Origin of the sequence: Clostridioides sp. ZZV14-6345 (assembly GCF_020657775.1) — a bacterium.
In the GTDB taxonomy this organism is placed as follows: domain Bacteria; phylum Bacillota; class Clostridia; order Peptostreptococcales; family Peptostreptococcaceae; genus Clostridioides; species Clostridioides difficile_D.
On record NZ_JAGWCX010000002.1, the window covers coordinates 66,439 to 79,999 of the forward strand.

Genomic DNA, 13,561 nt, shown 5'->3' on the forward strand with positions numbered 1-13,561 from the left:
GAGTACAAGTATGAAAAGAGAAGTAAGGCTTTCTAAATTAGCAATTCTATTGCTGATTATAATAGTATTGGCTGTTCTAGCAGGAATTTTTTCTTCTATTTCATCTTATAAAGCATTTGAAAAAGTGGAAAAAAGTATTAGTGATATGAATAATTTGAGGACTCAAAGTCAGTATATAAAAGATGCAACTAGAGAAGTAAGTGATGTATTAAGAAGATACGTTTTTACAGGTGAAAAAAAGGATAAAGATATTTATGAAAAAGAATTATATGGAAAAACAAGAGAGTCAGCTTTAAACAAGTTGGAAAGAATTGGTCTCACAAAGAGTGAGTCAAATAAAATCTTAGAAGCAAAAGAAATATCAGATTCTTTGGTTCCAACAGAACAAAGTGCTATAAAGGCAGTCGAAAGTAATGACAAGAGTACGGCTCAAAGTATAATTTTTGGTAGTGGTTATATAAACTCTCAAGAAAGAATGGATTCTTTAATAAATGAATTTCAAGAGGATATAGTTAATCGCTCAAATGCCGAAATTGTAGAAGTAAAAAAAGAATTGCAAAGTCTAATATTAAGAACAATATTTATACTTTCTCTATTGATGATACTAACAATAATAGAATATATAGTAATAAAATTAAAGATAGTGATTCCTATTAATAAAGTAGAAGAACACTTTTCAAGAATTGCATCTGGAGACTTAAGAACAAGTATAGATGTTGAAGAAAGTAAATCTGAAATAGGAATGTTGGTAGGTTCTGTTAAAAAGATGCAAAGTATGCTTTTAAATTATATAGACCTTATAGATAGTACGTTGACTAGTATTGCAAAAGGAGATTTAAGAGTAGAGATAGACCAAGAATTCATTGGAGATTTTAAATCAATTAAAAAATCTTTAGAAAGTATAATAAACTCTTTCAATAGTGATTTTTCTGAAATAAACTTATCAGCAGAGCAAGTTGCAAGTGCATCAGAACAGGTTGCAGCAGGTGCACAAGCTCTTTCACAGGGTGCTACTGAACAAGCTAGTTCAGTAGAAGAATTAGCTTCCACAATTAATGAAATATCAGATGGAATTAAGAAATGTGCAGATAGTGCTAGCCTTGCATGTGAGGTATCTGACCAATCAGCGTTACAAGTTGGTTTTGGAAGTAGATGTATGGATGATATGATGACATCAATGGGCGAAATAAGTGAAAAGTCGAGTGAAATATCAAAAATAATCAAAACAATAGATGAGATAGCATTCCAAACTAATATTCTTGCATTAAATGCAGCTGTTGAAGCAGCAAGAGCAGGTCAATATGGTAGAGGATTTGCAGTTGTAGCAGATGAAGTTAGGTCTTTGGCTGGTAAAAGTGCAAAAGCAGCTCAAAATACAGCGATTCTCATAGAAGAAGCTATTAAAACAGTAGAAAATGGTGTCAAAATTGCTAAAGAGACTGCAAATGCGTTGGATTTAGTAGTCAATGGTGTAGAAAAAACTACTAATTATATTAATGGGATTTCTTCTTCTGTACATAGTCAAGAAGTAGCAATTACACAGATTTTATCTGGAATAGAGCAAATTTCTATAGTAGTCCAAATGAACTCAGCAACAGCAGAGGAAAGTGCCGCAGCTTCAGAAGAGATGTCTGCTCAAGCACAAATTTTAAAAGAACTCGTAGAAAAATTTCATCTAAAAGAAAGTGAGATAAGAGAATCATCATGGATTTAAATTATGAAATGCTATATGGAAAATAGAAAATTATTTGTAGACCGTAGGTGATGAATATGAATTATATTGAACCGAGTATGAGACCAATGTTAGATATGTTTATATTTGAGACAAGTCTATTACTTGAACAATTAGATGAAATTATGATTCAAACAGAAAAAGAGAAAACATTTAGCCATAACAATATTAATGAAACTTTTAGAATAATGCATACGATAAAAGGTTCAGCGTCTATGATGGGGTTAGACAATATAGCTGCTCTAGCACATAGTGTAGAAGATTTGTTTTATGTCATACGTGAAGGAAAAATAAAAGTTTTAGACAATGACTTATTATTTGATTTAGTTTTTCAAGCTTTGGATTTTATAAAATGTGATATAGGTAAGTTACAATCAGGAGATTGTATATCTTCTAATTACTTTAATTTTATCAAAGGAATTGAAGACTATGTAAATACTTTAGAGTTATCAAATTCTATGAAATCAAAAGATAATATAAGTTTAGAAAGTACAGATGAGAAAGAAATTGTCGATTTAATTTTTTCATATAAAGAAGATTCTGATATAGTAAAAATAATCTTTGAACAAGGTTGTATGATGGAAAATGTAAGAGCTTTTATGCTTATTTTTGAACTTAGAGATTACTGTGAATTTCTAGAATTTTATCCTAAAGATGTAGAAACAAATGCAGAATCAGCAGAATATATTAAAAATCATGGATTTTATTTACAGTTTATTGCTAAAGATGATAGAATAATGGTTTATAGAACCATACAAGATAATATATATGTAAAAGAATATATAAATATCAGTAAAAAAGAAATAGAAATAAAAAATACATTAGATAATGATGAAGTAGAAAATAAATTAAAAGATAATAATGAGATAAGTATAAAGTATCAAAATAACTATATAAAAGAAGATGAATTACAAGAAGATATTTTAAATGAAAAAATTGACATAGAAAAAAATAATCTAAATGAAGAAAATGAACACTTGCCAATAAGTAAGCAGAGTATTATGAGTGTAAATTTAGAAAAATTAGATTTGCTTCAGAATATAGTTGGAGAAATTGTAATTATGGAATCAATGGTTGTAAATAGCGTAAATTCTACAGGTGTTGATATAGACCATTTTAATAAGGCAACAAGACAATTGCATAAACTTACAGATGAATTGCAGGATATAGTAATGTCAATGCGTATGATTCAAATTGATGGTGTATTTCAAAAAATGCACAGAATTGTACGAGATATGAATAAAAAGTTAGATAAAAATGTAGAGTTGATAACTATAGGAGCAGAGACAGAAGTAGATAAGAGTGTAATTGACAATTTAGCAGAACCCTTTATGCATCTTATAAGAAATGCTATGGACCATGCAATAGAGCCTATTGAAGAGCGTATAGCTAAAGGAAAAGAAAAAGTAGGAAAGATATTTTTATCTGCTGAAAATTTAGGTGGAGAAGCTGTGATAAGTATTTCAGATGATGGCAGAGGTCTTATGAAAGATAAGATTTTAGCAAAAGCTAAGCAACAAGGTATTCTTAAACATCAAAGCAGTGAATATACTGATGACGAGGTCAATTCTTTGATTATGACACCAGGTTTTTCTACAAAAGAATCTATAACTGAATTTTCTGGTAGAGGAGTAGGCATGGACATTGTCCGTAAAAGTATTGAAAAGGTTGGAGGCTCAATTGAAGTAAGAAGTAAACAAGATGAAGGCACAACATTTACTATAAAAATACCACTGACTCTTTCTATAGTAGAGGGTATGGAGTTTAAAGTTGGAGATTCACTATTTACTTTACCAATATCATCAATAAGGAGAACATTTAAGCTTACAGATTTAAATCAGATAATTGCAGAAAGTAATAAAACAGAGTTAATTATGATATATGGAGCATGTATTCCTATTATAAGGTTACATAAAATATATAATATTCAAACAGAGGTAACCAATTTGATGCATGGAAATATGATAATTATTGAAAATGAACGTAAAGCAGCATGTATTTTTGTTGATGAAATAATAGGAAATCAACAAGTTGTTGTAAAACCATTTCCAGTTTATTTTAACCGATTCAACATAAAAAATAATGGTTTATCAGGATGTACAATACTTGGAGATGGAAGTATAAGCTTAATTATAGATGCAGATAACATTATGGAAATATATTAGGGGATTTAAAGTATGTCTAAAGATGAAATTATCAAACAAGTATTAACATTTTATGTTAATGATGTTATTTATGGAATAGAATTAAAAAATGTGATTGAGACCATAAGATTTCAATCAATAACATATGTACCATGTCTTCCAGCGTATATAAATGGAGTTATTAATTTACGAGGAAGAATAATACCAGTTATAAATATACATATAAAATATAATCTTCCTGAAACTGATTATAACGAAAGAACATGTATAATAATTACAGAGGTTGATGAGTATCAAGTTGGAATTATTGTAGATAAAGTTGTTGATGTTATACCTATAGATAATTTAAATTTATTAGAGACAACTGATTCTAGCAACATAAATATTAATAAAGATATAAAAGAAATTGCAAAAATTGGAGATAATTCTATACTAATTTTAGATATTCAAAAGTTTTTGATTAATAGCATGTAGTTAGTTTTGACAAATTAGTAGGAGGAAGTTTTTGCATGATAAAGCTCACTGATGAAGAATTTATAATTCTTGTAAACCATATAAAAAAAGAATATGGAATTGATTTAAGTAAAAAAAGGGCATTAATTGAAGGGCGCTTATACAATACAATGATAGATAGAAAATTTAGCTCTTTTAGTCAGTACACGAATCTATTATTCAAAGATAAGACAGGAAATGAAGCTATAAACTTAGTAAATAGATTGAGTACCAATCATACATTTTTTATGAGAGAACCTCAGCATTTTGAGTTTATACATAATAGTATACTTCCTTTTTGGGAAGAAAATAATAAACTAAGAAACTTGAATATATGGAGTGCAGGCTGTTCTAGTGGAGAAGAAGCATATTCAATAGCTATGACTTTAGATGATTATTTTGGTTTTAATAGAGATTTGTGGAATATTAAAATTATAGCTACAGATATTTCAATGAACTCACTTGAAAAAGCTAAAAGAGGTATATACACAGAATCAAATGTTAACAATGTTCCTGAGCTATGGAAGAAGAAGTATTTCATAGATAACAAAGATGGAACATTTAAAGTTTGTGATAAGATTAGAAAAAGTGTAATTTTCAAGCCATTTAATTTAATGAATGATTTTTCATATCAACATTTTGATTTAATTTTTTGTAGAAATGTTATGATTTATTTTGATTTAAAAACTAGGGAAGAACTTATAAATAAATTTTATAATGTAACCAAAAAAGATAGCTTTTTGTTTGTAGGACATGCAGAGATAATTAACAGAAGTAATACTAAATATAAATATGTAAAACCTGCTATCTATAAAAAATAAAAGAGTAGTTTTGATATATGATTTTGTGGAGGCGGTAGTGTGGAACATTTTAATAATATGGTGATTGCTATAGGTGCATCTGTAGGTGGTACAGAGGCAATACTTGAAATTATAAAAGACTTACCAAAATCGACACCAGGGATTGTTGTAGTTCAACATATGCCAGCTATGTTTACTTATATGTATGCACAACGGCTTGACAAGCAGTGTATTATGAATGTAAGAGAAGCTAAAAATAATGACAGAGTCGAACAAGGAACTGTACTAATTGCACCTGGAGATTATCAGATGAAATTATGTGTAGATAAAGAAGGATATTATGTAACTTGTGAAAAAGGTGAAAAAATAAGTGGTCATTGTCCATCAGTAGATGTTTTGTTTGATTCAGTTGCAGAAGTAGCAGGTAAAAATTCAATAGGAATAATACTTACAGGTATGGGTTCTGATGGAGCAAATGGACTTTTAAAAATGAAAGAAAGTGGTTCATTTACAATTGGACAAGACGAAAATTCCTGTATAGTATATGGAATGCCAATGGTGGCTTTTGATAGGGGTTCTGTTGTGTTACAGTTACCACTTAATGAAATTTCAAACTGTTTGATAAGACATATTAATATTTAAAAACAAAAAGATTAATTTTTTACAAATAAAAATTAATCTTTTATTAAATTATATGGATAAAAACCCCTAGAAACTCCAAATATAATAAGAGAGATTTATATTTAGGAGGAAAATAATAATATGAAATTTTTTAAAGTCGATATGAAAGTTAAAGTTTTAAGATATGTATTTGTTTTAACCTTGACTATAATAGTTGTTTTGGCAATTAAACATGACTATAAATATAATAATTTAGGGAAAGATGCTTTAATTAATCTAAATAGTAATAAAGAAGCAGTGAGTGTTATGAGTAATCAATCATTACCAAAGGATACTACAAATAGTAAACAAACTTTATCAGTAAGTACAATAGGAAGTAAAACAATAGTGAAAAATGATGAATATCTAGAAAGTACTATAAATATGCCTGTAATAACAAATTCAAATAAGATTGTTGAAAGGTCTACAAATGATAAAATAAAAAATGATATATTTGAATTTTATAATAAATCATATAAAGAAGCAAAGCAGTATCTTAAGGATAATCCTGATGAGGAAAATAAGTTTGTTGCAAATGTGGATTTTGAGCTTAAAAAGAATATAGACTCTGCCCTTAGTATAAAAGTAAGATATTATACTTATAGTGGTGGAGCGCATGGATTTTATAAAGATATAGCATATAATGTGGATATGAGAACTGGAAAATTTTTAGAATTAATGGACTTATTTAAAGATAATACTAAATATAAAGAAGTTATAGATGAAGAAATTAAAAGACAAATAGCTGAACTTGAAAAAAAGGATGAAGAAAATATCGGAATATACAATTTTAAAGGTATAAAAGAAAATCAAAACTTTTATTTGCAAGATGAGAATCTAGTTATATATTTTGATTTATATGATATAACTCCATATGCAGCAGGAATCCCAGAATTTTCAATAGATAAAAAACTAATAAGCTCTATGCTAAAACCAGAGTATGTAGATTTATTTAATTTGAAATAGAAGTTTAAATTAAATGTTATGCTATAATATTTAACATAGAGACTTATTAAAATTGGGGGTATAAAAATGCTACTTTTAAAAAAAGACGACATAGAAAAAGTATTTACAATGAGAGATGCAATTGAAGCTGATAAGGAAGCTTTTAGAATTTATTGTGAAGGAAAGAGTGTAAATCCCTTGAGAACCAATATACCAGTTCCAAGTCAAGATGCTAGTATGTTATTTATGCCAGGATATGTAGAAGAATTGGGATGTGGGGGAATAAAAATTGTATCTGTATTTCCTAAAAATGCTCAAAAAGGTAAGCCAGTAATTCCAGCAACAGTACTACTATTAGATGGTGAAACTGGAGAAGTAAGTGCAGTATTGGATGGTACTTATGTAACTCAAATTCGTACTGGAGCAGCATCTGGAGCAGCTATAGATGTATTGGCTAAAAAAGATTCTAAGATTGGAGCTTTAATAGGTCTAGGAGGACAAGGTGAGCCACAACTTGAAGCTATGATAGAAGCTAGAGATTTGGATGAAGTAAGAGTTTTTAGTAGGAACAAGGAAAGTAGAGAAAAATTTGCAGAAGAAATGAATTTAAAATTAAGTAAATATAATACTAAAATATTTGCAGTTGAATCATCTGATGAAGCTATAGATAATGCAGATGTAATAGTTTTAGCTACTCCATCAAAACAACCAGTACTTAATGGAAACTTAGTAAAAAAAGGAGCTTTAGTAAGTGCAGTAGGTTCATATATGCCAGACATGCAAGAGTTGTGTCCAAATTGTTTAACTAGAGCATCTAAGATATTTTTTGAATCAACAGATGCAGTTTTATCTGAGTCAGGAGATATATTAATTCCATTAAAAGAAGGTAAGATAAGTAAAGATGATTTTAGTGGTGACTTAGGAAATGTTATAAATGGAACTATTCCTGGAAGAGAAAATGATGATGAGATAATTGTGTTTAAAACTGTCGGAATAGGTGTACAAGATGTCGTAACAGCAAAAAGAATATATGATAAAGCAAAAGAAAAAGGAGTTGGAATAGACTGGAAGTGGTAAATTTTTCAAAATTAAGTCTATAATTAGACAAAATTATGCTATAATGTTGATAAATAAATTTTTTTATTATCTTAGTTGAGGGAGGATATTTTTATGAAAGTGGTAAAAAAGTTAATATTATCTTCGATTATGGCTCTAGTTTTAGTTCTAACTATAGGGTGTTCTAATGCAGAAGAGAAAGTAAAGTCAAATTTTGAGGCTAATTTAGCTGCACTGGAAATGTATAAATATGACGAAAAGGGGATTTCTGACGCATTAACAGAAGTTGAATACAGACAGATTCAAACTTATAACAACAAGGATAAAGTTTCAATGATTACTCAATTGACACCTCTTTATGGTAAAGAAAATGCTGAAAAGATATATGACACGATTGTTAAATTAATTCAAGGTGTTGAAAAGACAGTAACAGTAGAATCTTCTAGTAAGGATAAGATAACTTTAAAAGTTGTAAGTAAAGCTTTAGATACTAGCAAAGTAATGGATGAAGCAAATAATTTAGTAAAATCTTATGTAACTGATGAAAAGAACTATAATAAAAAAGAAAAAGAAGTTCAAGATGATATGGCAAAAATGATTATAGACCTTTACAATAAGAAACCAACTAAGGAAGTTACAACTATGATTACATATACTAAAAAAGATGGTAAATGGCAACCACCTAGTAATATACAGAAATTATGTGAAGGAATATATACAATTTAATTTATTTTAAAGACACAAAAACTATCTTTTAAGCATATAATAAAATGTTTGGAAGATAGTTTATTTTATTTTTAAAATATAAATTATATTTTATAAGTGATTTATTTTATAAATAATTTATCTTGCTAAATAGTAAATAATTTATCCTATTAAATAATAAATAATTTATCTTACTAAATAATTTGTTTACTAAATAAAGTACAATTAACATAGTTTATTTTATTATTTATTGTATAATCAATCAGATTTATTTGATATATTTGGTAACATTGAATATATAAAACTAGGAATATAATTATGATATATCATGATAAAACATGGTGAATAATTGTGTGTTATATAGTCGAAAATATGATATATTAATATTATTACTATACGTTAAAAGTTTATTTATATTTTAAAAAGTTTTTTTATAAAATGAAAAGGGTGTTTTTTATGGTATCAAGGCAAGAATTAAAAAGAGCATCTAAAGCTCAATTGTCTGGAAACTGGGGTACATGTGCAATTGCTATGGCAGTATATATTGCACTTATAGTAGTAATATCAATCGTAGGATTGCCTTTTGAACCTTTGACTACTATTATAGTAGCTGTAATAGCTTTTTGCTTTGCAGCAGGATTTACATGTATGTTCTTGAAAATTACTAAAGATGAAAAGGTCAAAATAGGAGATATCTTTGTAAATGGAAGAATTTATTTAAGAAGTTTTGGGTTTTATGTGTTAGAATCAATTGCTGTTTATATTTATTCTTTCATAATCACAATTATAGGAGCATTTTTATCATTTGGAGTTTTATTTACTAGTGGAGCAATTGAATATCTATCAAGTGATAGTATTGGAATAGGAACTATTATTTCTACTGGAATAACTCTAGTTCTTATAATACTTGTTCTTATGTTACCAGTTTATATATTGTTATTATATGTTTCTCAAGCTACTTTCTTAATTTGTGAAGATAAGGATAATATGGGCGTATTTAAAGCAATAGGTGCTAGTTTAGATATGATGAAGGGAAATGTACTTAAATTATTTGTACTAAACCTTAGTTTTATAGGATGGTATATACTGTCAATATTTACTTTGGGAATAGGTCTATTATGGCTAATTCCATATGTAGGAGTTACTAACTGTAATTTCTATAGACAATTATTAAAAGAAAATCCAGATGTAGAGGATGTATTATTGGATAGAGAAAAATCTTACTCTATGTATTAAGATAGTTTTACATTTAAATAAAATATAGTTTTAATTAAATATTAATAAAATATAAATTTAATTAAACATAAATTTAATTAAACATTAAAGTATAACATTGACGAAACTGTCTTTTATAAGAATTTTTTTTAAAGGCAGTTTTTGTCATAAAAAAATAAATGGTTGACACAGTATAGACTACTGTGATAGTTTTTGATTATAGTAATGACTATTGTGATAACTATATTTGAGGAGCGATTTTATATGGAGATAAAATTATTTGATTCAGAACTTAAAGTAATGGAGGTTCTATGGGAGAGAGGAGAAAGTAAGGCTGGAGAGTTAGTAAAAATTTTAAAAGAAGAAACAGGATGGAATAGAAATACTACGTATACAGTTATAAAAAAATTAGTGTCAAAAGGTGCAATAGAGAGAATTGAGCCAAATTTTGTTTGTAAAGCTTTAATAAGCAAAGAAGAAGTACAAAAGCAGGAAACAGAAACTTTAATTAATAAAATGTTTGGAGGGTCTTCAGAAAAATTTCTTTCAGCTTTTATTAATAAAGAAAATCTTTCAAGTGATGATATTACAAAACTTAAACAGATTGTCGAAAAATTAAAGTGAGGTAAGATTTATGTTCATTAAATTGTTAGAAATGAGTTTTACTTCTGGAGTATTACTTTTAATTGTTATTTTTATAAGAGCATGTTTATTTAAAAAATTACCTAAAAAGGTATTTGTATTATTATGGTTGATTGTCTTATTCAAACTTCTAGTACCAGTAAGTTTAAATTCTGGTTTTAGTATTTATAGTATAATTGAATCGACTTTTGATGTAGAATTGAGTAGTACATCAGCTGAAGATTATACTCTTAAGAAAGCTAGTGACTCTATAGGTAAAAACAATTCTGACAAGTTTGAAATAATGTCTAGTATTGAAAATATTATGATTTTGGAAATGTTGGGCATTTTGTCTTTTATAGTTACTCTTATATTTAGTATATTTTTATGCTCTAAATATATTAAAATAATTAATCTTTTTAAAACTTCAATACATATAAAAAATCATGATTTTATTAAGAAATGGATATGTGAGAATAGGTGCTTTAGAAGATTTATTGTTTGTATATCTGAATTTACTAGGACGCCACTTACCTCTGGTATTTTAAAACCACGAATTATTTTGCCAAAGCAAATGGACTATGCCAACAATCAAACTTTAAACTTCGTTTTGACTCATGAAATGGTTCATATTAACAGCTTTGATAATATGTTGAAGTTGTTCATGCTTGTAGCTCTTGTTATTCACTGGTTTAATCCCTTAGTTTGGGTGATGTTTTTTTTAGTAAATAAAGATATAGAATTTAGTTGTGATGAAAAGGTTATGAATATAGTTGGTGAAGAATATAGAGCTGATTATGCAACTACACTGATAAGTCTGGCAGAAGAGAATAACCCATTTTCAATGCCAATTTACAATGGATTTGGAAAGACAAAGATAGAAGAGAGAATAGTCAATATTATGAAATTTAAAAAGTCAACTTATGTTACTTTTTTAGTTTCAACTGTATTGATTTGTGGGACGAGTCTTGTTTTTGCAACAGGAAATAAAGAGATTAATGAAGTCGAATCTTTTGATTTAACAAAAAATGAGCAAAGTAGTAAAAATAAATTTTCATTAGATAGTAAATCAACTGATTTATATTCTCCAAAAGTAGATTCAAATATTTCTTTTGGTAAATCTAAAAGTGATGGAGATGTTTCTTTTACCACAGCAAAAATATCTGTAAAAAAAGCAAGTGAATCTGAAGGTTATTATGAAGAAACATATATAAATAAACCAAGTAACTCTAAGAGTGAAGAAGAAATATCTGTAAATGAATTAAGTAAATTTAGTGATGATAAAGATATATCTTATGCTGATTCAACAGAATATTCAATTCAGAAAAGTGGTTATGATGAGGGTAGTTTAGTCATTTTAAGAAAAGGGAATTTGTTGTCAGTTAATAAAGTGCAGTATAAAACTTCTATAAAGTAACTATAAATCTTAGTAAAACAAAGGATTTAGAATTAAAATACTATCTCAAAATAATTAAGTTTATTTTGAGATAGTATTTTTTATTATAAAATTTTATAAAATGCTTGACACAGGTGTGACTATTGTGATAGTCTAAAGGTGTAGTTAATAACTATTGCAATAGTCACTATCAACTACACTACCCAAATAAATCTCTAAGAAAGGAAGAGTGATTATGAAAATAAGAAAATCCCTTATAAGCACAATGATGGCATCTGCTATAGTATTAGGAGGAACAGGAGCAGTATTTGCAAGTGGAAATGATTCATCTAATATTGCTTTACCTGAACTTAAATCTCTAATAAAATCAGGAATAACTGACCCTGCTGAATTAGAAAAGTATGGAGTTGAGCATTATACTTATGAAGAATATGCTAAACATATTCAAGAATTAAAAGACTATGCTAAAGACCCTAACGCAGTTAAAGATGTAAGTCAAAAAGACCTTGAAGAAACAATTAAGAAAATGGAACAAGAATTAGAAAAGATAAAAACTGAAGGATTAAAAATTATGAAGCCCATTACTATAGAAAATGAAGATGGGTCTCAACTTTCAATTGCTTATAATTATGCAGCAATTGACTAGTGCTAAATACAATCTCTAAGATATCTTAAAATCCTAAGTAAGCATGATTAAATACATTTGGCTACTGTGATGATACAAACATGTAGTTGATGATTATTTAAATAATTATCAACTATACTACCAAAACAACACTTAAGCTTGTTAAAATGAAGTAAGAAGAGTATTAAAAAATTTAGACAAATGTGATTAAACATATTGAGTGAGAGTAAAATCAATAAGACTCAAATAAGTAATAAAAAAGATACAGTCTAAGTTAAAAATACGTAAAATAAAAGTAAATCGAGTCAAAGTAAAAAGTATTAAACCCAATTTATAATGTTAACATTTTTTAATGTATGTTAAGAAATGTTAACATTATTTTTTTTATTCAAAATAATAATGTTAATATTCTGAAAATTCTAATGAAAATTAAATGTTATCTATTAGACTCATTAAAAGTTAAAGAAAATTATCAATTTAGTATTTTTAAGATTGGTTTAAAAAATTTTAAACTTCTTGGCATAGCAATTGCTTAATACATAAGGTAATAATATGATTTTAAATTTGTGGAGTAATTTTATTATTATTTATAAGGGGGGGGAGAGCACTTGCAACTATGAAAAATGCTTGAAATAATGCATAAGGTTATGGACTGTTTTATAGATAAAAAATATGAAGTTGAAAAGGGGATTAAGGTAACACTTAAAGATGTGGTAAATATTGTGGACTGGAATGCCTACCTTGGTTTTAGTGTTTTAAAAACTATACTATTTTTCTGGATACCGTGTCATACAATTGTATTCTTGTTCCCTGCTGAATATAGAGTAATTGCTTCTGCATTTGCATCTATAGCTTTAGGTCTAATCTTAGCTTTAGCTAATAAATCTAAAGTTGCAATTTAAGTTTATTGATGAAGAAAGAAGTATCATCTAAGCTAGGAATAATCTTTTAAAATAATATTATTTATATTTTAAATAAGAAGCAGTGCTTTAAATAAGGAGTAGTGTTTTAAATAAGAAGTGATATTTTAAATAAGAAATAGTGTTTTAAATGAAAAGTAACCTCTTCATTAAAGTAGCATTTTATTAGACCTAAAAATAAAGATAATATTTTAAAGAAATCTAAATTGCTAAGTTCTGCTTTTAAGAAGCTTAAAATCCCCCATTTAAA

Annotated in this window: 13 protein-coding genes; all 13 read left to right on the plus strand. The window is 27.4% G+C overall.

All coding sequences use genetic code 11. From position 1 onward, the window contains the following. The first annotated feature begins 10 nt into the window (after nucleotides 1-10). The 13 genes from KGF39_RS00865 (at nucleotide 11) to KGF39_RS00925 (ending at nucleotide 13,293) form a co-directional block, all read left to right on the plus strand. Entirely contained in the window at nucleotides 11-1,714 is a 1,704-nt protein-coding gene (locus KGF39_RS00865; protein ID WP_227820831.1) for a methyl-accepting chemotaxis protein, read from the plus strand. A 56-nt stretch (nucleotides 1,715-1,770) separates the two neighbouring features. Next, entirely contained in the window at nucleotides 1,771-3,897 is a 2,127-nt protein-coding gene (locus tag KGF39_RS00870) for a chemotaxis protein CheA (RefSeq protein WP_227820832.1), read from the plus strand. A gap of 12 nt (nucleotides 3,898-3,909) precedes the next feature. Continuing rightward, entirely contained in the window at nucleotides 3,910-4,350 is a 441-nt protein-coding gene (locus tag KGF39_RS00875; protein WP_227820833.1) for a chemotaxis protein CheW, read from the plus strand. A gap of 35 nt (nucleotides 4,351-4,385) precedes the next feature. Continuing rightward, entirely contained in the window at nucleotides 4,386-5,189 is an 804-nt protein-coding gene (locus KGF39_RS00880) for a CheR family methyltransferase (RefSeq protein WP_227820834.1), read from the plus strand. Nucleotides 5,190-5,228: 39 nt separating this feature from the next. Beyond that, a complete protein-coding gene (locus tag KGF39_RS00885) occupies nucleotides 5,229-5,810 on the plus strand; it encodes a CheB methylesterase domain-containing protein (protein ID WP_107595955.1) in 582 nt (193 codons plus the stop codon). Nucleotides 5,811-5,930: 120 nt separating this feature from the next. Next, complete coding sequence (locus KGF39_RS00890) at nucleotides 5,931-6,794, plus strand: DUF3298 and DUF4163 domain-containing protein (protein WP_227820835.1); 864 nt, start codon at nucleotides 5,931-5,933, stop codon at nucleotides 6,792-6,794. Nucleotides 6,795-6,860: 66 nt separating this feature from the next. After that, nucleotides 6,861-7,850 carry an ornithine cyclodeaminase family protein gene (locus tag KGF39_RS00895; RefSeq protein WP_227820836.1) on the plus strand — a complete coding sequence of 330 codons (990 nt, stop codon included), beginning with the start codon at nucleotides 6,861-6,863 and terminating at the stop codon, nucleotides 7,848-7,850. A gap of 93 nt (nucleotides 7,851-7,943) precedes the next feature. Next, entirely contained in the window at nucleotides 7,944-8,555 is a 612-nt protein-coding gene (locus KGF39_RS00900) for a hypothetical protein (RefSeq protein ID WP_227820837.1), read from the plus strand. A gap of 435 nt (nucleotides 8,556-8,990) precedes the next feature. Continuing rightward, entirely contained in the window at nucleotides 8,991-9,770 is a 780-nt protein-coding gene (locus KGF39_RS00905; RefSeq protein WP_227820838.1) for a DUF975 family protein, read from the plus strand. Nucleotides 9,771-10,013: 243 nt separating this feature from the next. After that, nucleotides 10,014-10,373: a BlaI/MecI/CopY family transcriptional regulator gene (locus tag KGF39_RS00910; RefSeq protein ID WP_054272495.1), complete on the plus strand. Its 360-nt coding sequence runs from the start codon at nucleotides 10,014-10,016 to the stop codon at nucleotides 10,371-10,373. Nucleotides 10,374-10,383: 10 nt separating this feature from the next. Then, complete coding sequence (locus tag KGF39_RS00915) at nucleotides 10,384-11,787, plus strand: M56 family metallopeptidase (protein WP_227820839.1); 1,404 nt, start codon at nucleotides 10,384-10,386, stop codon at nucleotides 11,785-11,787. A 214-nt stretch (nucleotides 11,788-12,001) separates the two neighbouring features. Next, nucleotides 12,002-12,412 carry a hypothetical protein gene (locus KGF39_RS00920; RefSeq protein ID WP_227820840.1) on the plus strand — a complete coding sequence of 137 codons (411 nt, stop codon included), beginning with the start codon at nucleotides 12,002-12,004 and terminating at the stop codon, nucleotides 12,410-12,412. A 602-nt stretch (nucleotides 12,413-13,014) separates the two neighbouring features. Next, nucleotides 13,015-13,293, plus strand: coding sequence for a hypothetical protein (locus KGF39_RS00925; RefSeq protein ID WP_227820841.1), 279 nt, complete (start codon nucleotides 13,015-13,017; stop codon nucleotides 13,291-13,293). The last annotated feature ends 268 nt before the right edge of the window (nucleotides 13,294-13,561 follow it).